Source organism: Mycobacterium sp. 134, assembly GCF_048282715.1.
In the GTDB taxonomy this organism is placed as follows: domain Bacteria; phylum Actinomycetota; class Actinomycetes; order Mycobacteriales; family Mycobacteriaceae; genus Mycobacterium; species Mycobacterium septicum.
In genome coordinates this window covers 4,671,542-4,690,690 of sequence record NZ_JBLVUN010000008.1, presented here as the reverse complement: position 1 = coordinate 4,690,690, position 19,149 = coordinate 4,671,542, and the positions used below count along the sequence as shown (strand labels likewise).

The 19,149-nt window shown below is 66.4% G+C and carries 19 protein-coding genes and 1 other RNA gene; 12 read left to right on the top strand and 8 right to left on the bottom strand.

What is annotated here, in order from left to right; genetic code table 11:
• Position 1: 1 nt before the first annotated feature.
• Positions 2–1,168 (bottom strand): acyl-CoA dehydrogenase family protein, encoded by a 1,167-nt coding sequence (locus ACNQVK_RS27105; protein WP_418031996.1) that lies wholly within the window; start codon positions 1,166–1,168, stop codon positions 2–4.
• Positions 1,169–1,630: 462 nt separating this feature from the next.
• Here ACNQVK_RS27105 and ACNQVK_RS27100 point away from each other — a divergent pair, with 462 nt between their 5' ends.
• Positions 1,631–2,608: an esterase family protein gene (locus ACNQVK_RS27100; protein ID WP_418031995.1), complete on the top strand. Its 978-nt coding sequence runs from the start codon at positions 1,631–1,633 to the stop codon at positions 2,606–2,608.
• Between the two features lie 79 nt (positions 2,609–2,687).
• Here ACNQVK_RS27100 and ACNQVK_RS27095 read toward each other — a convergent pair whose 3' ends face one another.
• The 4 genes from ACNQVK_RS27095 to ACNQVK_RS27080 all read right to left on the bottom strand — a co-directional run bounded on the left by ACNQVK_RS27095 (position 2,688) and on the right by ACNQVK_RS27080 (position 6,971).
• The gene (locus ACNQVK_RS27095) at positions 2,688–3,686 is read right to left on the bottom strand and encodes an oxidoreductase (RefSeq protein ID WP_418031994.1); all 999 of its coding nucleotides are present in this window, start codon (positions 3,684–3,686) and stop codon (positions 2,688–2,690) included.
• 83 nt (positions 3,687–3,769) lie between these two features.
• Positions 3,770–4,990: an acyl-CoA dehydrogenase family protein gene (locus ACNQVK_RS27090; protein WP_418031993.1), complete on the bottom strand. Its 1,221-nt coding sequence runs from the start codon at positions 4,988–4,990 to the stop codon at positions 3,770–3,772.
• 39 nt (positions 4,991–5,029) lie between these two features.
• Complete coding sequence (locus ACNQVK_RS27085; RefSeq protein ID WP_418031992.1) at positions 5,030–6,427, bottom strand: acyl-CoA dehydrogenase family protein; 1,398 nt, start codon at positions 6,425–6,427, stop codon at positions 5,030–5,032.
• Between the two features lie 94 nt (positions 6,428–6,521).
• Positions 6,522–6,971: a winged helix-turn-helix transcriptional regulator gene (locus ACNQVK_RS27080; protein ID WP_418031991.1), complete on the bottom strand. Its 450-nt coding sequence runs from the start codon at positions 6,969–6,971 to the stop codon at positions 6,522–6,524.
• Positions 6,972–7,096: 125 nt separating this feature from the next.
• On the opposite strand from ACNQVK_RS27080, the gene ACNQVK_RS27075 reads away from it, so the two are divergent.
• Positions 7,097–8,014, top strand: coding sequence for an NADP-dependent oxidoreductase (locus ACNQVK_RS27075; RefSeq protein ID WP_418031990.1), 918 nt, complete (start codon positions 7,097–7,099; stop codon positions 8,012–8,014).
• A gap of 2 nt (positions 8,015–8,016) precedes the next feature.
• On the opposite strand, the gene hisN is transcribed toward ACNQVK_RS27075, so the two are convergent.
• Complete coding sequence (hisN, locus tag ACNQVK_RS27070) at positions 8,017–8,799, bottom strand: histidinol-phosphatase (protein WP_418031989.1); 783 nt, start codon at positions 8,797–8,799, stop codon at positions 8,017–8,019.
• A 23-nt stretch (positions 8,800–8,822) separates the two neighbouring features.
• Between hisN and ACNQVK_RS27065 the strand changes: the two genes are divergently transcribed.
• A complete protein-coding gene (locus ACNQVK_RS27065; protein WP_418031988.1) occupies positions 8,823–9,170 on the top strand; it encodes a hypothetical protein in 348 nt (115 codons plus the stop codon).
• Here the strand turns inward: ACNQVK_RS27065 and ACNQVK_RS27060 are convergent, their stop codons facing one another.
• Positions 9,171–10,541 (bottom strand): FAD-dependent oxidoreductase, encoded by a 1,371-nt coding sequence (locus ACNQVK_RS27060; RefSeq protein ID WP_418031987.1) that lies wholly within the window; start codon positions 10,539–10,541, stop codon positions 9,171–9,173.
• A gap of 149 nt (positions 10,542–10,690) precedes the next feature.
• Between ACNQVK_RS27060 and prfB the strand changes: the two genes are divergently transcribed.
• The 8 genes from prfB (at position 10,691) to ACNQVK_RS27020 (ending at position 16,973) form a co-directional block, all read left to right on the top strand.
• Positions 10,691–11,800 (top strand): peptide chain release factor 2, encoded by a 1,110-nt coding sequence (gene prfB / locus ACNQVK_RS27055; RefSeq protein ID WP_044516995.1) that lies wholly within the window; start codon positions 10,691–10,693, stop codon positions 11,798–11,800.
• Positions 11,787–12,761 carry a mechanosensitive ion channel family protein gene (locus ACNQVK_RS27050; RefSeq protein WP_418031986.1) on the top strand — a complete coding sequence of 325 codons (975 nt, stop codon included), beginning with the start codon at positions 11,787–11,789 and terminating at the stop codon, positions 12,759–12,761. The genes prfB and ACNQVK_RS27050 overlap by 14 nt, the downstream gene beginning before the upstream one ends.
• Complete coding sequence (locus ACNQVK_RS27045; RefSeq protein WP_418031985.1) at positions 12,758–13,288, top strand: hypothetical protein; 531 nt, start codon at positions 12,758–12,760, stop codon at positions 13,286–13,288. Before ACNQVK_RS27050 ends, ACNQVK_RS27045 begins: the two co-directional genes overlap by 4 nt.
• A 45-nt stretch (positions 13,289–13,333) precedes the next feature.
• Positions 13,334–14,023 (top strand): cell division ATP-binding protein FtsE, encoded by a 690-nt coding sequence (gene ftsE / locus ACNQVK_RS27040; protein WP_044517000.1) that lies wholly within the window; start codon positions 13,334–13,336, stop codon positions 14,021–14,023.
• On the top strand, positions 14,024–14,920 hold the full coding sequence (ftsX, locus tag ACNQVK_RS27035; protein WP_418031984.1) for a permease-like cell division protein FtsX: 897 nt from the start codon (positions 14,024–14,026) through the stop codon (positions 14,918–14,920). It abuts the gene before it with no gap.
• 10 nt (positions 14,921–14,930) lie between these two features.
• Entirely contained in the window at positions 14,931–15,422 is a 492-nt protein-coding gene (gene smpB / locus ACNQVK_RS27030) for an SsrA-binding protein SmpB (protein WP_036439802.1), read from the top strand.
• A 108-nt stretch (positions 15,423–15,530) separates the two neighbouring features.
• Positions 15,531–15,899: a transfer-messenger RNA gene (gene ssrA, locus ACNQVK_RS27025) on the top strand.
• A gap of 129 nt (positions 15,900–16,028) precedes the next feature.
• Positions 16,029–16,973, top strand: a complete 945-nt coding sequence (locus ACNQVK_RS27020) for a cutinase family protein (RefSeq protein ID WP_418031983.1) — start codon at positions 16,029–16,031, stop codon at positions 16,971–16,973.
• A 6-nt stretch (positions 16,974–16,979) separates the two neighbouring features.
• On the opposite strand, the gene ACNQVK_RS27015 is transcribed toward ACNQVK_RS27020, so the two are convergent.
• Positions 16,980–18,215: a sensor histidine kinase gene (locus ACNQVK_RS27015; RefSeq protein WP_418031982.1), complete on the bottom strand. Its 1,236-nt coding sequence runs from the start codon at positions 18,213–18,215 to the stop codon at positions 16,980–16,982.
• 143 nt (positions 18,216–18,358) lie between these two features.
• On the opposite strand from ACNQVK_RS27015, the gene ACNQVK_RS27010 reads away from it, so the two are divergent.
• Positions 18,359–19,087, top strand: a complete 729-nt coding sequence (locus tag ACNQVK_RS27010) for a TIGR02206 family membrane protein (RefSeq protein ID WP_418034360.1) — start codon at positions 18,359–18,361, stop codon at positions 19,085–19,087.
• Positions 19,088–19,149: the final 62 nt, after the last annotated feature.

Here is a 19,149-nt window from a genome sequence, read left to right as displayed (position 1 = left end):
CTCAGATCATGGAGGTCCGGGGGATCTTCATCCCCAGCGCCAGTGCACCGGCCAGCTCGCGGCTGGTGTCGTAGTCGAACACCACGTGGCCCGACAGGACGTCGACATCGCGCTTGAACCGCTGCAGTGGGCTGGACAGGAAATGGATGCTCGCGCCGCCTGCGCCCAGGAGATCGGCGATCACCGACTTGGACTCGCTGACGATGTGCGCGGCCGACAGCCGGGCCTGTGCGCGCACCGGCTTGTCCACCGAGTCGCCCGACGCCACGATGGCCTCGATCTCGCCGACGGTGTCGGCCAGCAGGGCACGCAACGCGCGGACCCGCACCTGAGCCCCGGCCAGATGGGCCTGGGCGATCGGCTTGTCCTTCTGTATGACCCCTTCATAGGGCAGTACGCGTTCGCCGAGGCGCTGCGCGTAGATCTCGGTGACCCGCTCGGCGCTGCCCAGGGCGGGCATCGCCGCCAGCAGAGCCAGGGCGGGCACCATCGGCCAGCGGTAGGCGGTGCTGTCGTGCAATCCGGCGCCCGGGGCCGTGCCGGAGTAGATGTCGAGCACTTTCACCAGTCGGTGCTCGGGCACGAAGACATCGGTGGCGATGGCGTCGTTGGAGCCGGTGGCGCGCATGCCGTCGGTGTGCCATACGTCGGCCACGGTCACATCGCCGATCGGCAGCAGCGCCAGCGCCGGATACAGCGCGTCGTCGGGTCCGCACAGGGCGGCGACGATGATCCAGTTCCCGTGCATGACGCCGGTGGCCCAGGACCATCTGCCGGTCAGGCGGATGCCGCCGTCGGCCGGCAGCCCGCGCCCGGTCGGCGCGAGTGGGGCAGGGGCGAGGAACGGGCGGCCGGCGAATGCCTCCTCCTGGGCCTGCTCACCGAACAGCGCCAGCATCCAGTTGTGCAGGGCCAGGAAGCCGATGGTCCAGGCGCTCGACGTGCAGCCGTGAGCCATCCGGCGCACGGGATCCAGGATTGCCGGGAAATCGGCCTGCAGGCCGCCGAAACGGGCGGGCACCAGGAGCTGGGTGAAACCGGACTCGACGAGGTCGGTGACCGTGGCATCGGGTAGCCGGCGCAACTCCTCGGCTTCGGCGGCGCGGTCGGCCAGTCGTGCGACGAATTCGGGGCTGATGACGCAGTCGGCGGTGGGGGGCGAGATCATGGCCCGAAAGCTACCATACTTTTTAGTATGGTCCGGTTTCGGAGCTGTGGAACGGCTCCTGGCGGGCATTTCGAAAACCGGTTGGCGACGATCGGATAACCCTCCGGACACCAGTTGTGAACGGAAAGGCATCGGCGTTCATCGACTGCCGCTGGTGCCGTCCGGGGGTATGAGGCGTTTTCCCAGCTAGATCGCCTGCGCGGCCGTGATAGATAAAGCCGAATTCACTTTTTTGAATCCGAAGATATGCAGTTCGGCGGCGCGCGGCGGGTTTTCCCCCGTCGTGGGCCCGTGATTTACTCATGGCGCAACAACTGAATTCTTCGGTCCGCTCTTCAGAGGCACCGGCTCAGACGGGCGGGCGTGACAGTGCAGTGACTCCGTCGCTGTGGTGTCGCTTGGCGATGCTGATCGCCGACCGCGCAAATGGCGTAATGACCGGAAGACGGATGGATTCGCAGTATGACCTTCATTGACAAGATTCGTGGCCATTGGGCCCGCCGCATGACGGTGGCGGCTGTGGCAGCGCTGATGCTGCCTGGCTTGATCGGCGTTACCGGCGGATCGGCGACCGCGGGGGCATTCTCCCGGCCGGGCCTGCCGGTGGAGTACCTGATGGTCCCGTCGCCGTCGATGGGCCGTGACATCAAGATTCAGTTCCAGAGCGGTGGGCCGGGTTCGCACGCGGTGTACCTGCTCGACGGCCTGCGCGCCCAGGACGACTTCAACGGCTGGGACATCAACACCAACGCGTTCGAGATGTTCCTGAACAGCGGTCTGTCGGTGGTCATGCCGGTCGGTGGTCAGTCCAGCTTCTACACCGACTGGTACTCGCCGGCGTGCGGTAAGGCCGGCTGCGTCACCTACAAGTGGGAGACGTTCCTGACCAACGAGCTGCCGGCATGGCTGGCCGCCAATCGCGACGTCGCAGCCAACGGCAACGCCGCAATCGGTCTGTCGATGGCCGGCTCGGCCTCGCTGATCCTCGCGACCTACCACCCGGACCGGTTCATCTACGCCGGATCGATGTCGGGCTTCCTCAACCCCTCCGAGGGCTGGTGGCCGTTCCTGATCAACATCTCCATGGGTGACGCCGGTGGCTTCAAGGCCAACGACATGTGGGGTCCGACGGAAGACCCGAACAGCGCGTGGAAGCGCAACGATCCGATGTTGCAGATCCCGACGCTCGTCGCCAACAACACCCGGCTCTGGATCTACTGCGGTAACGGACAGCCCAACGAGCTGGGCGGCGGCGACCTGCCTGCCACCTTCCTCGAAGGCCTGACCATCAAGACCAACCGCACCTTCCAGGACAACTACATCGCCGCGGGCGGCACCAACGGTGTGTTCAACTTCCCGGACAACGGCACGCACAACTGGGCCTACTGGGGCCGGGAGCTGCAGGCCATGGTTCCGGACCTGCAGCGGGTGCTCGGCTGAGCCGAACAGCACGCGATAACGAAATCGCCCAGAACACCACGTGTTCTGGGCGATTTCGTTTGTGTGGGGTGTCCGCGGTCTAGAAGCCGCCGGCCACCTTCACCACTGCGCGGCCGGAGTACCGGCCGGCGCGGACCTCGTCGAGCACCTCGACGACGTCCTTGACGTCGATCTCATGGGTGACCTCATCGAGGTGACGCGGTTTGAGCGGTCCGCCCAGCTGTGCCCACAACTCGCGCCTGGGCTGGATGGGTAGCTGCACCGAATCGATGCCCAGCAGCGATACCCCGCGCAGGATGAACGGCATCACGGTGGTGTTCAGGGCCGCGCCGCCCGTCAGCCCGCTGGCCGCCACGGCCCCGCCGTACTCCAGGGTGCTCAGCACCTCGGCCAGCGTGGTACCGCCGACACAGTCCACCGCCGCAGCCCACCGGGTCCGGCCCAGGGGACGGGGCTTGGCGTCGGGATCGGCCGGGAGGCGGCCGATCACCTCGGATGCCCCCAATGCGCGAAGGTGATCGGCCTGCTCGGGCTTTCCGGTCGACGCCACCACCTGATAGCCGGCGGCGGCCAGCAGGTCCACGCTCACCGAACCGACCCCGCCAGTCGCACCGGTCACCACGATCGGTCCGTGCGGCGGCTTGATACCGCGGCCGACGAGAGCGAGGACACTCATGGCGGCGGTGAACCCAGCGGTGCCGATCGCCGCGCCCTCGCGCGGACTCAACGCACCCAGCACTACCACCTGATCGGCGGGCAGCCGCGCGTATTCGGCGTAGCCGCCGTGATGACCGGTGCCGATCTGATAGCCGTGGGCCAGTACGAGATCGCCGGGCACGAAGTCCGGGGACTCCGAGCTCACCACCTCACCGGTGAGGTCGATGCCCGGGACGATCGGATAGTCGCGCACCACACCGCCTTTGGGGGTCAGCGCGAGCGCGTCCTTGAAGTTGACGCTGCTGTACAGCACCCGGATGGTGACCTCGCCGGCCGGCAGATCGGATGCCTGCAGTGTTTCGACCGCCGCGACGATGTCGTCGCCGTCCTGCCTCGCTACCAGTGCTTGAAACGTATCCATGGCCTCACCCTATTGGCCGAGCAGACGCGAAAACCCCCCAAAACCGTGGTCTTGGGGGGTTTCGCGTCTGCTCGCCGGAAGAGCTACTTGAGCTCGGCCGAGGACAGGCCCAGCAGGCGGCGGGCGACCACCAGCTGCTGGATCTGCTGAGTGCCCTCGAAGATGTCGAGGATCTTGGAGTCGCGGGCCCACTTCTCCAGCAGGGTCTGTTCGGAATAGCCGGTGGTACCGGCCATCTCGACTGCCTTGAGGGTGATGTCGCTGGCCACCCGGGCAGCCTTGGCCTTACCCATGGAGGCTTCCTTGGAGTTGGGGATGCTGTTGTCGGCCTGCCAAGCGGAGCGGACGGTCAACAGGTAACCGGCCTCCCAGTCGGCCTCCATCCGCAGGAACTCCGCCGCGGCGGCGCTCTGCGCATGGGCCGGCTTGTCGTAGGAGATCTCGATGCCGGCATCGGTGAGGATCGCGCGCAGGTCCTCCAGCGCGGCCCGGGCGATGCCGACCGCCATGGCCGCCACGATCGGCCGGGTGTTGTCGAAGGTCTCCATGACCCCGGCAAAACCCTTCTCCACGTGGACCTCCGGATCACCCAGCAGGTTGTCCTTGGGGATGCGCGCGTTCTCGAAGCGGATAACCGCGGTGTCGGACGCCTTGATCCCCAGCTTGTGCTCCAGGCGCTCGACGGTGACGCCGGGGTGCTCGCGCGGCACGATGAAGGACTTGATGGCCGCCCGGCCCAACGACTTGTCGAGCGTCGCCCACACCACGATGTGGCTGGCCCGCGAACCCGCGGTGACGAAGATCTTCTCGCCGTTGATCACGTACTCGTCGCCGTCGAGCACCGCGGTCGTGGTCACCGCCGCCGAATCCGACCCGAACGACGGCTCGGTGATGGCCATCGCGGCCCACACGTCCTTGCCGAGGCGGTCGAGCTGCTCGGGGGTGGCCACCGAGGAGATGGCGGCGTTGCCGAGGCCCTGCCGCGGCACCGACAGCAGCAGGGCGACATCGCCCCAGCTGACCTCGAGCGCGTTGAGCAGTGCGGACATGTTGGCCCCGTTGACCGTGACGTGCTCGCCCTTGGTGTTGGCGTCGTCGCGGAAGGCCTCGGCACCGGCGAACGAGATCGTCTTGGCTTCCGAGATGCCTTCGAAGAGCGTGGCCAGCGTGTCCAGCTCGACAGGGTAGGCGTGCTCGGCGAGGTCGTACTTGCGCGAGATCGGGCGAAGCATCTCGGCGGCGCCCTGGTGGCCCTTCTCGATGACCGCCTGGAGCTTGCGGGGCATTTCCAGATTGATTGCCATGATTAGTCTTTCAGCTCAAGAAATGGAATGACGGCTGGATCAAATAACCACGACACCCTCGGCGACGCCGATGGCCCGCAGATCGCGGTACCAGCGCTCGACCGGGTGTTCCTTGGTGTAACCGTGACCGCCGAGCAGCTGCACGCCGTCCAGGCCGATCTGCATGCCCTTGTCGGTGCCGAGCTTGCGCGCGAGGGCGGCCTCACGGGCGAACGGCAGGCCCTGCTCGGCGCGGGCGGCGCCGCGCCAGGTGATCAGCCGCAGGCCGTCGAGCTCGATGGCGATGTTGGCGGTCATGAACGCCACCGACTGGCGGTGGGCGATCGGCTCACCGAACGCGGTGCGCTCCTTGATGTACGGGATGACGTAGTCGAGCACCGCGTGCGAGGTGCCGACCGCCAGCGCGGCCCAGCCCAGCCGGGACAGCGCGATGGCCTCGCTGTAGTCCTGGTCGGTGGCGCCATCCTCGCCCAGCCGGTTGGCCAGGGGCACCGCCACGTTGTCGAGCTCGATCTGGCCGAGGGCGGCCGCACGGATACCCATGCTCGGATCGGCCTTGACGGTGAGACCCGGTGACGAGGCCTCGACGATGAACAACGCCGGCTTGCCGTTCAATTGCGCTGCCACGATGAACAACTCGGCATCGGCGGCGGCCGGAACCAGCGACTTGACCCCGGACAGGCGGTAGCCGCTGGGGGTGCGCACCGCGGTGGTCTTGAGCGCGGTGGGGTCGAACAGGGCGTGCGGTTCGGCGATCGCCACACAGGCCTGCGGCACGTTCTCGCCGGCGAATTCCTTGAGGTAGGTGGCCTGCTGGTCGGCGCTGCCCCAGTGGGTGAGTGCCGAGGCGACGCCTCCGGGGGCGAGGATCGGCAGGGCCAGACCCATGTCGCCGTAGGCCAGTGCCTCGGCGACGAGTGCGTTGGTGACGGTGCTGCGGTTCTCGGCGATGCCGTCGAAGTCCTCGGGCACGTTGACGGCGGTGATGCCCAGTTCAGCGGCCTTGGCGATCAGGTCCGCCGGGTAGACGGCGGCCTCGTCGGCGTCGTGCGCGGCCGGTCGCAGGATCTCCGCGGAGAACTCCCGGACCGTCTCGACGATCATCTGCTGGTCTTCGTTGGGGGTCAGGTCGAAGTAGTCGGCCCCGCTGGACTTCAAGCGGGTCGGGGCCTTGCCCAGGCCCTGAACCCGCTGGAATTGCCGGGTGGCCGCACCGGCGGCCGAAAATGCCTGCTTGACACCGTATTTCAGGCCGCGGTTGAGCGGATCGCGCAGGCCGTAGCGGTCCAGAAATTCCTGACCGACGATGGGCGTGATCAGCGCCAACCCGATGTCGGTCGCTGTCCGCTTGTGCTTGTGCAGTCCGACAGCGCTTTGCTGGCCGGAGCTGGAGGGACGGGAGGGGGTGCCGTTCTTGGACGGCAGGGTGTTGGTCATGTCAGCTGCCTCTGCTGGTCGTGGCGACGCATCTGACCGTATCTTACTCCGGAGTAAGGTACGGCATCTGTTACCAACTTCACACCGCCTGCACTCAGGGTTCCGCCGGCGAAATCCGGTCGTACTGCTCGCGGTTCAGACGCACCTCGTCCATGTGGGCCTCGGCCCATGACTTGATCCCGATCATCAGGTGGTGCAGGGAAAAACCCAGTTCAGTGAGCTCGTAGGTGACTGTGACCGGCACGCTCGGGGTCACTTTGCGGGTGAGCAACCCGTCGCGCTCGAGGGATCGCAGCGTCTGGGTGAGCATCTTCTGGCTGACTCCGGCCAGGCGCCGGGACAGCTCGGAGTAGCGCATCTGACGCGGTTCGCCCACGTCGCCGGCCCCCGGGTGCGGACCGTCGCCGCCGAGCGCCGCCAGGATCAGCGCGACCCACTTGTCGCTGATCCGGTCGAGCAGTTGGCGGCTGGGGCAGTTCGCCAGGAAGGCGTCGTATTCCAGCTTTGCTCGTGCCCGCTTCTGGGCCGCGGTTGTCGTCGGCACGCCGGCTCCATTCGATCCGAGGTGAGTTACGCACTTCGAGGTGCGTACTTCCCATTGGAGAGTTACCCCTCCATCGTGGAGTACGAGAGCAGTTCCCCACAAGGTTCCAAAAGGAGTGAATTTTCATGTCTGTTGCCACGTTTCGCACAGCGGTCGTCCGTACTCCGGGCGGACCGGATTCAATCGAGATCGTCGATGCCCCCCTGGTCGAACCGGGTCCCGGCCAGGTCCGGGTGAAGGTCGCCGCGGCCACGGTCAACCCTGTCGACCTCGCTGTGGTCGCCGGCGTCTTCCACGATCTCGGGCTGGTGGACCAGCCGAATTGGACCGGGCTCGGCTGGGATTTCGCGGGCACCGTCGAGTCTGCCGGTCCTGGTGTGGATCTGGCCGTGGGCACGCGCGTCGCCGGGGTGGTGGCCGGATTCGACCGGGACTACGGCACCTACGCCGAGTATCTGGTGGTGTCCGCCGCCGACGTCGCGGTCGTGCCCGGCGCGCTGGACCTGATCGCCGCATCGACGTTGCCGCTCAACGGATTGACCGCAGCGCAGATCCTCGATCTGCTCGGCGACGCGGCCGCCGGCGGTCGCCGCCTCTTGGTCACCGGTGCCGCCGGCGCGGTCGGGGGTTACCTGCTCGTGCTCGCCCAGGAGCGCGGCTGGACGGTGACCGGTCTGGCCCGCGAACATGACGAGGAGTTCGTCCGCAGTCTGGGAGCAGACTTCACCGTGGACGCCGAACCGGGGTGGGACGCGGTCGCGGACGCCGGTGCGATGCAGCAGTCGGCGCTCGCGCTGGTCCGCGACGGCGGGCGGTTCGTCGGAGTGCAGCCGAGTTCCCAGCTGCCGACCGAACGCGGTATTGCCGTCGCGGCCGTGACGGCCCACCCCGACGGCATGCGGCTTGCCGACCTGCTGGCCCGTACGGTGTCGGGGCAGCTGCCGGCCCGGGTGCATTCCGTGCTGCCGTTGGATCAGGCGGCTGATGCCCACCGGACACTCGCCAAAGGCGGCGTACGTGGACGGATCGTCCTCCAGCCGTGAGCTCAGTTGCCGGCGAGCCGGTCCAGCACGGCGGCGTGGAGCGGCCCGTTGGTGGCCAGCGCACTGCCGCCGTGCGGGCCCTCGGCGCCGTCGATGCTGGTGAAGGTGCCGCCGGCCTCGCGGATGAGGATGTCGAGGGGGGCGATGTCCCACAGTTTCACCTCGGGCTCGCAGGCGATGTCGACCGCGCCCTCGGCGACCATGCAGTACGACCAGAAGTCGCCGTAGGCGCGTACCCGCCACACCGCGTCGGTGAGTTCCACGAACCGGTCGCGACGGTGCTCCCACCCCGTCGTCAGGTCCGAGTACGACAGGCTTGCCGATGCGAGGTCCGTGACGCCCGACACCGACAACTTGCGGGTCGCCCCGGCGAACGAGCCGAACGCGCCCTGGCCCAGCCCGGCCCACCAGCGCCGCGCCAGGGCCGGCGCACTGACCACCCCGATGGTCGGGACGCCGTCGTCGAGCAGTGCGATCAGCGTGCACCACACCGGGACGCCGCGGACGAAGTTCTTGGTTCCGTCGATCGGGTCGATCACCCACTGGCGGCCGGTCAAAGTCGTTGTCCCACCGAATTCTTCGCCGAACACCGTGTCGTCCGGGCGGGCCGCCGCCAGCGAGTCGCGCAGTGCTTCCTCGGCGCCACGGTCGGCGTCGGTGACCGGGGTCAGATCGGGCTTGGTCTCGATGTGCAGATCCAGGGCGCCGAAGCGATCCATGGTCAGTGCGTCGGCCTGGTCGGCCAGTTCGAGGGCCAATGCCATGTCATCCGCGACGGAACTCATGGCTGCAGTCCTACCATGGCCTGGTGTGGGAATTCGGCATACTCCTGTTGCTCGTGGGTGCTCTGGTGCTGCTACTGGCACCACGGATCATGCGGCGCCGGGGAATTCGCGGTGAACTGGCGCACGGCACCCTGCTTGTGACCGGGGTGAGCCCGCGTCCGGACGCGACGGGGGAGCAGTACGTCACCATCACCGGCGTCATCACCGGACCGACGGTCAGCGAGCATGTCGTGTATCAGCGGATGGCTGTCGACGTGAACAACTGGCCGGCCATGGGAACCCTCTTCCCGGTCGTCTACTCGCCGAGCAACCCGGACAAGTGGGCCTTCGCGCCCGCGGAGCCGCCGCCGGACGGACCGCCGCCGGCCTGATCAGGCGTGTGCGATCCGGAGCAGTTCGGCCACGCTCGCCAGCTTCACCCGGGGGCGCCCCACCGATTCGCCTGCGGCGCGCTCATGCGCGTCGATCAGCTGCCAGTGGTCGCCGGTGACGAGGGCGGGCTGGTGTTCCAGCAGCCATTCGGCCAGTTCGCGCTCGTACTCGGAGCCGCGCTCGTCGACTCCGCTGGCCCGGAGGTCTTCCAGCAGGGTGTCGACGGTGTCCTGGGAGTCCTTCTTGTTGCTGCCGATCACGCCGGACGGTCCCCGTTTGATCCAGCCGACCACGTACTCGTTGCTGCTGCCGTCGATGCGTCCGCCGGTGTGCGGAATGGTGCCGGAGCGTTCGTCGAACGGCAGCCCCGGTGTGGGCACACCCCGATAACCGACCGCCCGCACCACCAGCTGGACGGGTAGCTCTTCGCGGTCGCCGGTGTCCTTGGCCACCATGCGGCCGTCCGCGTCACGGACAAGTTCGTTGCGGCCCAGCACAATCGACTCGACACGATCCTCGCCGCGCAATTCGATGGGGGAGGTGCAGAAGCGGAACACGATGCGCCGCTTGGCCTCTCGCGGCTGCTCATCGACGTACTTCCGCAGCACCCTGATGTTCTGCTTGACGGTCTTTCCCGCCGCCTCGAGGTCTTCGTCGGTGATGCTGTCGAAATCGGCCGGGTCGAGGATGACGTCGACGTCGCCCAGCCCCTCAAGGTCGCCGAGTTCGCGGAGTTCCAGCGTGGTGAACGTCGCCTGCAACGGTCCGCGGCGCCCGATCACGACGACCTCTTCCACCCCGCGGGTGTCCAGAGAGGCCAGCGCGTGGTCGGCGATGTCGGTGTTGGCCAGGGCCTGTGGGTCGCTGACCAGGATGCGGGCCACGTCCAGTGCGACGTTGCCGTTGCCGACCACCACCGCGCGTCCGCCCGCGAGATCGGGTGCCATGCCGTCGAAATGGGGATGGGCGTTGTACCAGCCGACGAAATCCACCGCGGCGACGCTGCCGGGCAACTCTTCCCCGGGGATATGCAGCGCCCGGTCGGATTGCGCACCGATGGCATAGACCACCGAGTCGTAGCGCTGCGCCAGCTCGGCCGGAGTGATGTGCTCGCCGACCTTGATGTTGCCGAAGAACCGGAACCGGGGATCGGCCGCGGTCTTGTCGAACTGCGCGCTGATCGACTTGATCTTGGGGTGGTCGGGCGCCACTCCCGAACGCACCAACCCCCACGGGGTCGGCAGCATTTCGAGCATGTCCACTCGCACGTCGCGATCGGAGTCGGGCAAATCGGCGAACTTGAGCAGCGATGCGGCAGCAAAGAATCCCGAGGGGCCGGAGCCGACGATCGCTACATGATATGGGCGCATACCCTGCCTTCTTAGAGCGGAAAAGCCGTCACAGCCCGACTCAACTGCGTGCTGTGACGGGTACCACCCGATGCTAAACACAGATCGTCTGCGCTGCCGCCAGTCGGAGAGAACTGCCGCCGAAATGCCGCCGGGTACCCTGAACATTCGTGGATCCAGACCGCCAAGCAGCCGTAGCCGCACTCGACACCACCCTGACGACCGTGGAGCGGGTGCTCGACATCGATGGCCTGCGCCAGCGGATCGACATGCTCGAGCAGCAGGCCTCCGATCCGAAGCTGTGGGACGACCAGTCGCGCGCGCAGAAAGTCACCAGTGAGCTCTCGCATGCGCAGAGCGAGATGCGCCGGGTGCAGGACCTGCGTCAGCGCGTCGACGACCTGCCGGTGCTGTTCGAACTTGCCGCCGAGGAAGGTGGTGAGGACGAGCTGGCAGAGGCTGACGCCGAGCTCGCCAAGCTTCGCGAGGAGATCGAAACCCTCGAGGTCCGCACCCTGCTGTCGGGTGAGTACGACGAGCGCGAGGCCGTCGTGACGATCCGCTCCGGCGCCGGTGGCGTCGACGCCGCGGACTGGGCCGAGATGCTGATGCGGATGTACATCCGATGGGCCGAGAAGCACGATTATCCGGTCGAGGTGTTCGACACGTCCTACGCCGAGGAGGCCGGGATCAAGAGCGCGACCTTCGCCGTGCACGCCCCGTTCGCCTACGGCACCCTCTCGGTCGAGCAGGGCACGCACCGGCTGGTCCGGATCAGCCCGTTCGACAACCAGAGCCGGCGCCAGACATCGTTCGCCGACGTCGAGGTGCTGCCCGTCGTGGAGACCACCGACCACATCGACATTCCCGAAGGGGATCTGCGGGTCGACGTGTACCGCTCCAGCGGTCCCGGCGGGCAGTCGGTGAACACCACCGACTCCGCGGTCCGGCTCACCCACATCCCCACCGGTATCGTGGTGACCTGTCAGAACGAGAAGTCCCAGCTGCAGAACAAGGTCGCGGCCATGCGCGTGCTGCAGGCACGGCTGCTGGAGCGCAAGCGATTGGAAGAGCGCGCCGAGATGGATGCGCTGAAGGGCGACGGTGGCAGCTCGTGGGGTAACCAGATGCGGTCCTATGTTCTGCACCCCTATCAGATGGTGAAGGATCTGCGCACCGAGTACGAGGTCGGAAACCCGGCCACGGTGCTGGACGGAGACATCGACGGATTCCTGGAAGCAGGGATCAGATGGCGCAACAGAAAAGATGACGACGACTAATACAGTGCTAGCCCTTCCCCTCGCCGAGCGCTGGCACGATTTTTGGCGCGGCGAGATCGGCGTGTGGATCCTGACCACCGGCCTGCACATCGCCCTGCTGATCATCGGCGGCCTGCTGGCCGCACGCTTCATCAACTGGGCGGCGCAGCGGGTGGTGCGCCGGATCGACGCGGAGTATCAGGAGAGCGATCAGCTGGTGCGCTCGGAGAGCGCCAAGCATCGGCAGGCGGTCGCCTCGGTGATCTCCTGGGTGTCGGTGGCAGTCCTGTTCATCATCGTGCTCGTCGAGGTCACCGACGCCCTACAAGTGCCGGTCGCCTCCCTGGTCGCCCCGGCCGCGGTCCTGGGCGCCGCGCTCGGTTTCGGTGCGCAGCGCATCGTGCAGGACCTGCTCGCCGGCTTTTTCATCATCACCGAGAAGCAGTACGGCTTCGGTGACCTCGTCAGGCTGACGATCGCCGCCGCCAACGAGGCGGAGGGCACGGTCGAGGACGTCACGCTGCGCGTCACCAAGCTGCGGTCGTCCGAGGGCGAGATGTACACCGTGCCCAACGGGCAGATCGTCAAGGCGCTGAACCTGTCCAAGGACTGGGCACGCGCAGTCGTCGACATCCCCGTACCGGCCACGGTCGACCTCAACATGGTCAACGACGTCCTCAACGATGTCGCCGAGAAGGCGGCCGAGGACGGCGAGCTGTCCAAGCTGCTGCTCGACAAGCCCCAGCTGATGGGCATCGAGAGCCTCGGAGTCGACACCGTGAACCTGCGGATGGTCGCCCGGACCCTGCCGGGCAAGCAGTTCGACGTGGGCCGACGGTTGCGAATACGGGTGGTGCGCGCGCTGCGCCGCGCCGGCGTGGCCTCGTCAGGCGCGTCGGTCGCCGCGGCAGGAGACGTCATGAGCCAGCCGGTTGCCGAGACGGCCGCGACATCTGCGTCGGCGCAGGAGCCGAAGAAGTGAAGAAACTCGACTTTTCGCGGGTGACCGCCGCCGCCGACCGCGTCTGGCGTAGCCGGGTGGGGCGGCTGCGCACCTCGACGGTGGTGCTGATCGTCGTCTTCATCGCGCTGTCCTGGGTGCAGCAGGAGTACCGGCCGCAGCAGGCCGCACCGCAGTCGCCCGACACCCAGGTGGTGCCGCCCGGATTCGTGCCCGATCCTGACTACACCTGGGTGCCGCGGACCAAGGTGCAGCCGCCCCGCACCACGACGCCGACCGAAACCCCGGAGACGACCGAGACCACGATCCCGACGACCACGACGCCGACCGAGACGCCGGAGACGACCGAGACCACGACTCCCGGTGCGCCGACGAGTCCCACCACGACGCCGCCGCCGGGCGCTCCGCGGACGACGGTGATCGATCCGGACGGCCCCGGACTGCTGCCGCCCTTCACGTTGCCGCTGGGCCCCGGCCCGGCTCCGGCGCCGCCGGTCGAGCAGCAGCAACCAGCCCTGGAGCCGGTGGCGCCGACATTGCCGCGATAGCCTGACCAGCCCGATGCTCTCGCCCCGCTACACTGGCGTGCCGTGATGATCACCCTCGACCACGTGACGAAGCACTACAAGTCTTCGGCGCGCCCAGCGCTCGACGACGTCTCGTTGAAAATCGACAAGGGTGAGTTCGTCTTCCTGATCGGTCCCTCGGGTTCGGGCAAGTCGACGTTCATGCGGCTGCTGCTGGCAGCCGAGACGCCCACCTCGGGTGACATCCGGGTGTCCAAGTTTCACGTCAATAAGCTCCCCGGCCGGCACGTCCCGAGCCTGCGCCAGGTCATCGGCTGCGTGTTCCAGGACTTCCGGCTGCTGCAGCAGAAGACGGTGTTCGAGAACGTGGCGTTCGCCCTTGAGGTGATCGGCAAGCGCGGCGAGGTGATCAACCGGGTGGTCCCGGACGTGCTGGAGATGGTCGGCCTATCCGGCAAGGCCAACCGGCTGCCGAGCGAACTGTCCGGTGGCGAGCAGCAGCGTGTCGCCATCGCGCGGGCCTTCGTCAACCGCCCACTGGTCCTGATCGCCGACGAGCCCACCGGAAACTTGGATCCCGAGACCAGCAAGGACATCATGGATCTGCTGGAACGGATCAACCGCACCGGAACCACGGTGCTGATGGCCACCCACGACCATCACATCGTCGACTCCATGCGCCAGCGGGTCGTCGAACTCGAACTCGGCCGGCTGATCCGTGATGAGCAGCGCGGCGTCTACGGAATGGATCGCTAAGTGCGCTTCGGCTTTCTTGTCAATGAAGTTCTGACCGGGCTTCGTCGCAACGTCACGATGACGGTGGCGATGATCCTGACCACCGCGATCTCGATCGGGTTGTTCGGTGGCGGTCTGCTGGTGGTGCGGCTGGCCGACCAGTCCCGCGACATCTACCTGGACCGCGTCGAGAGCCAGGTGTTCCTGACCGACGACATCTCGGCCAACGATCCCAACTGCGACGAAGAAGCGTGCAAGACGCTGTACCGCATGATCGACGACCGCGACGACGTGCGCTCGCTGAGCTTCCTCAACCGCGAGCAGGCCTACGACGACGCGATCAAGAAGTTCCCGCAGTACAAGGATGTCGCGGGCAAGGACGCGTTCCCGGCGTCGTTCATCGTCAAGCTCAACGACCCCGAGCAGCACGAGGCGTTCGACAAGGCGATGCAGGGTCAGCCCGGTGTGCTCAACGTGCTCAACCAGAAGGACCTGATCGACCGATTGTTCGCGGTGCTCGACGGCCTCAGCAGCGTCGCCTTCGCGGTGGCGCTGGTGCAGGCGATCGGTGCGGTGCTGCTGATCGCCAACATGGTTCAGGTGGCCGCCTATACGCGGCGCAACGAAATCGGCATCATGCGACTGGTCGGCGCGACGCGCTGGTATACCCAGTTGCCATTCCTCGTGGAGGCGATGATCGCGGCCCTGATCGGTGTGGTGATCGCGATCGTCGGGCTGATCGTGGTGCGAGCGGTATTCCTGGAGAAGGCGCTGGACCAGTTTTATCAGTCGAATTTGATTGCCCGGGTCGACTACGCTGACGTGCTCTACTTCAGCGCACCGTGGATGCTGTTCCTCGGCCTGGCGATGTCCGGCATCACCGCGTATGTGACGCTGCGGCTCTACATACGAAGGTAGTCGTGAACTAGTGGCGACCAAGAAGTCCAGCCCCGCCGGCAATAAGCAGATTGTGGCCAGCAATCGCAAGGCGCGGCACAACTACATGATTCTCGATACCTATGAGGCGGGTATCGCGTTGATGGGCACCGAGGTCAAGAGCCTGCGCGAAGGCCAGGCCTCACTGGCCGACGCGTTCGCCACCGTCGACGACGGCGAGATCTGGCTGCGCAACGTGCACATCGCCGAGTACCACCACGGCACCTGGACCAACCACGCGCCGCGGCGCAACCGCAAGCTGCTGTTGCACCGCAGGGAGATCGACAACCTGATCGGCAAGATCCGCGACGGCAACCTCACGCTGGTGCCGTTGTCGATGTACTTCTCCGACGGCAAGGTCAAGGTCGAGCTGGCGCTGGCCCGCGGTAAGCAGGCCCACGACAAACGCCAGGACTTGGCCAAGCGCGACGCCGACCGGGAGATCACCCGCGAGTTGGGCCGCCGCGCCAAGGGCATGTCCTGAGCATTTGCACCGCGAGCGACACGAAAATGCCTCGGAATAATGGCTTGGCGTTCGCCGTTGGCTGTGACGTACCATTGACTGTCCTGCTGAGATTCGGCAGGGATGCGAGGGGCTGATCGGTTTCGACTTCGCGCATCGAATCAAGGGAAGCGTGCCGGTGCAGGCAAGAGACCACCGTAAGCGTCGTTGCAACCAATTAAGCGCCGATTCCAATCAGCGCGACTACGCTCTCGCTGCCTAAGCCAGAGCGTGTCTGTCAGACCGGGAGCGCCCTCGGCCCGGACCCTGGCATCAGCTAGAGGGACCCACCCACGGGTTCGGTCGCGGGATCCGTGGGGACATCAAACAGCGACTGGGATCGTCATCTCGGCTTGTTCGCGTGACTGAGAGATCCGAGTAGAGGCAAAGCGAACTGCGCACGGAGAAGCCTCGAGGAAGTGCCGTAGGACCCGGGTTCAATTCCCGGCAGCTCCACCGGAAAGATGCAGGTCAGGGATCTAATCCCTGGCCTGTTTTCTTTTGCCTCCACCACGTCGTCGCGGCGGAACCCTGAGGTCGGTCCAGGCACCGAGGCCCATCTGTCCTGGATACGGGTTAGATTGAGGCATGATTTCTCGCCGCATAGCTAGCCCTCAGGGCAGTGCGCGGTCAGGTGGTCGCTGGGTCGGGCTTGGCGCTGCTGCACTTCTCACCACGGGCATTCCGCTCGTCGCTCTCACCGCGCCGCCGGTGGCGGCCGCCGACGACTGTGCCGATGCGGAGCTCGTCTTCGCGCGCGGTACCGACGAACCGGCGGGCATGGGCCGGGTCGGAGATGCCCTCGCCGATGCGATACGCAAGCAGACCCCCAGCCTCAACCTCAAGACCTACGGGGTGAACTACAAGGCCAGCAAGCTGCAGTTGCACGGCGGTGACGGCGCCAAAGACGCGATTTCGCATATCAAGTCCACGCTGTCCTCCTGCCCCGACACCAAGATCGTGCTCGGCGGCTATTCGCAGGGTGCCAGCGTGATCAACATCGTGGCCGGAAACCCGCTGGGCAACATCAAGTGGGGCGATTCGCTCCCGCCTGAATATGCGGACAACGTCGCGGCGATCACCACCTTCGGTGACGTGGGGACCCGGACGAAGCAATCGATAGCAGCCCAGAGCGCACTGTACGGGTCCAAGGCGATCGACCTGTGCAACCCCATGGACCCGATCTGTCACGAGGGCCAGGGCAACGAATGGAGCGGGCACACCGAGGGTTACGTCCCCGTGTACACCACCCAGGCGGCGGCATTCGTGGCGTCGAAGCTGCTCGCCGGCTCGGGCCAGTCGGTGCCCGGGTACGGCCCGGCGCTGCCGGATTACGGATATGGCCCGGAGACGCCGGGTTACAGCCAGTACCCGGGCTACGGGTCTGCGCCGGGGTATGACCCCAACACCTCGCTGCACGGTCCGCAACCGGGGTACGGTCCCGAGACGCCCGGGTACGGGCAGCAGCCACCCGGGTCCGGTCCGTCGACACCCGTGCCTGCCCCTCCGCCAACCGGGATCGGATGGGTCTGAGCGGTTTCAGCCCGCTGTCTGCGACGGCAGCGAGATCGCGATCTCGGTGCCGCGGGCATCGTGGACGTCCAACATGCCCCCGAGCGCCAACACCTTGGCGCGAATCGACGCGAAGCCGATGTGACCGGTTTCGACGCTCAGTGCGAGGCGCTCGGGTCGTATGCCAACGCCGTCGTCCGCGACGCACAGCGAGGCTCGCCCTTCGGACCGTTGCAGCGTGAACCTGAGGTTGTCGGCCTTGGCGTGCTTGATCACGTTCGTCGAAAACTCGCGCGCCGCACTGTAGAGCAGGTGGTCGGCGTCGGTTCGCAGGTCATCGGGCCAGTCGTCGAAGTCCAGGTGGACGGCCAGGTTGGTGCGCGCCGCGATGCCGTCGGCCAGTGAGGTGATGGCGGCCCTGCGCCCGGCTCGCGCCAGCACCTCGGGGTGCAGTTCACGGACCACGTCGCGAAGCAGTCGGGAGCACTCGCCGAGCGCCAGATCGACGCGGTCCATCGATTCCGCGGATCCTTCGCGGACCTCTTCCATCTCCCGGCGTGACGCCAGGACGTACTGCAGTGCTCCATCGTGGAGTCTTTCGGACAGGGTTTGCCTCTCGCGCTTTTCGAGGGTGACGATCTCTTCCAGCAGCTGACTGCGTTCCAGGGCCAGCCGGGCGATCGTCCGCTCTTTCGACTGCTGGATCCATGACAGCGCGACCGAGCCTGCGGCCAACCCGAACAACACTCCTGTCGTCGTGAGAATCGAACCCCACGGCTCGTCTCCGTTGGCCGCCTGGTTTACCCAGAGCACGACGACGTATGCGACGACAGTGGGGACGGCGATCACCGCGCTCACGAACGGATCGAGCTGAGCCGCGGCGATCAGTGGGATCAGGAACAGTCCATAGTGGAGCACATCGGAGGTCCAGGTATTCGGCGAGCTGAGGCCTGATTCCACCGAAAGTAGCGACACCACAGCGACATCCGCGCACAGCATGAGCAGCGCAACCGAACGCCGGGCCTCGATCCCGGCGTCATTGGCCGGCCGCAGCGCCCAGAAACCCCAGCAGGCGATGGCTGCTATGTAGCCGATCCAGACCAGCCCGTAGGGCCAGCGGTACGTTTCGGGCGGTTGTAGGAACAGCGCGAAGAAGATGAACGCCACCAACAGGACCCGCAGGGCGAATTGCAGCAGCAGCCCGCGAAAAGCCGCGCCCTGGGCGTACTGCCCCAAAGCCGTTGCCGCCGCGCGCCTGACCATTCTCGACTCCCGCCAACCGCAAGGTTCGGCAGGAGTATAGGGCGATTCGATCGTGTCCTGAGGCAGGTTAATGAAGTTTCCCCACTGGCCTGCGATCATGGATAACGGTTCCTGCGTGTGACGAGACGGGGGAGTTGATCGAATTGTTCTCTGCGCAGCGCGAGTTTTCGGCGTACGGCCCGTCGCATTTGGTCGTGCTGGCGGTGTTCGCAACGGGCGCCGTGCTTCTGGTGATGATCGGCCGCAGGCAGACCGAGTCGCAGGCCCGAATCCTGAGCCGTGTCCTGGCGGTCCTACTCGTCGCGGCATTCATCGTCGCCCTTGTCTACAAGCTGGTCGATCCCACCATCGACACCTCGGTGCCGCTGCAGTTGTGTGATCTCGCGGAACTCGCGGCGGCCTATGCCTTGTGGTCGCAACGGCATTGGGCCTTCGTCCTCACCTATTACTGGGGCCTGGTCCTGAGCTCGCAGGCGTTGATCACACCGGATATCGGCACGCCGAAGGAGGGCGCTCCCGACTTTCCCCACCACCTCTTCGTCACCTTCTTCACGCTTCATGTGCTCGTCGTGCTGGCGGCGATCTATCTCACGTGGGGGAGAGGTATGCGACCTCGGTGGCGCGACTACCGCTTCGCCGTCGTCGCGACCCTGGGATGGGCGGCATTCACTCTCGCCTTCAACGCGATCACGGGGGCCAACTACGGCTATCTCAACCGGAAGCCTCCCACCGCGTCGCTGCTGGACGTACTGGGCCCGTGGCCGGTGTATCTGCTGGCTGAGGTCGCGATCGTGCTGGCCGTGTGGGCGCTGATGACCTGGCCGTGGGAGCGGGTGAGGCAGCGTGCGACGACGGCCGCGCCCCAGCTGTGAAGTTGCTGTCAGTAGGCGTGCAAAGTGATTGTTGACACTGACACTTTGACAGGCTAGGTATA

Bases quoted from the DNA above. Each gene is read 5' to 3' on its own strand.
- ACNQVK_RS27105 (WP_418031996.1), bottom strand. From the start codon at position 1,168: ATGATCTCGCCCCCCACCGCCGACTGCGTCATCAGCCCCGAATTCGTC.
- ACNQVK_RS27100 (WP_418031995.1), top strand. From the start codon at position 1,631: ATGACCTTCATTGACAAGATTCGTGGCCATTGGGCCCGCCGCATGACG.
- ACNQVK_RS27095 (WP_418031994.1), bottom strand. From the start codon at position 3,686: ATGGATACGTTTCAAGCACTGGTAGCGAGGCAGGACGGCGACGACATC.
- ACNQVK_RS27090 (WP_418031993.1), bottom strand. From the start codon at position 4,990: ATGGCAATCAATCTGGAAATGCCCCGCAAGCTCCAGGCGGTCATCGAG.
- ACNQVK_RS27085 (WP_418031992.1), bottom strand. From the start codon at position 6,427: ATGACCAACACCCTGCCGTCCAAGAACGGCACCCCCTCCCGTCCCTCC.
- ACNQVK_RS27075 (WP_418031990.1), top strand. From the start codon at position 7,097: ATGTCTGTTGCCACGTTTCGCACAGCGGTCGTCCGTACTCCGGGCGGA.
- hisN (WP_418031989.1), bottom strand. From the start codon at position 8,799: ATGAGTTCCGTCGCGGATGACATGGCATTGGCCCTCGAACTGGCCGAC.
- ACNQVK_RS27060 (WP_418031987.1), bottom strand. From the start codon at position 10,541: ATGCGCCCATATCATGTAGCGATCGTCGGCTCCGGCCCCTCGGGATTC.
- ACNQVK_RS27050 (WP_418031986.1), top strand. From the start codon at position 11,787: ATGACGACGACTAATACAGTGCTAGCCCTTCCCCTCGCCGAGCGCTGG.
- ftsE (WP_044517000.1), top strand. From the start codon at position 13,334: ATGATCACCCTCGACCACGTGACGAAGCACTACAAGTCTTCGGCGCGC.
- ACNQVK_RS27020 (WP_418031983.1), top strand. From the start codon at position 16,029: ATGATTTCTCGCCGCATAGCTAGCCCTCAGGGCAGTGCGCGGTCAGGT.
- ACNQVK_RS27015 (WP_418031982.1), bottom strand. From the start codon at position 18,215: ATGGTCAGGCGCGCGGCGGCAACGGCTTTGGGGCAGTACGCCCAGGGC.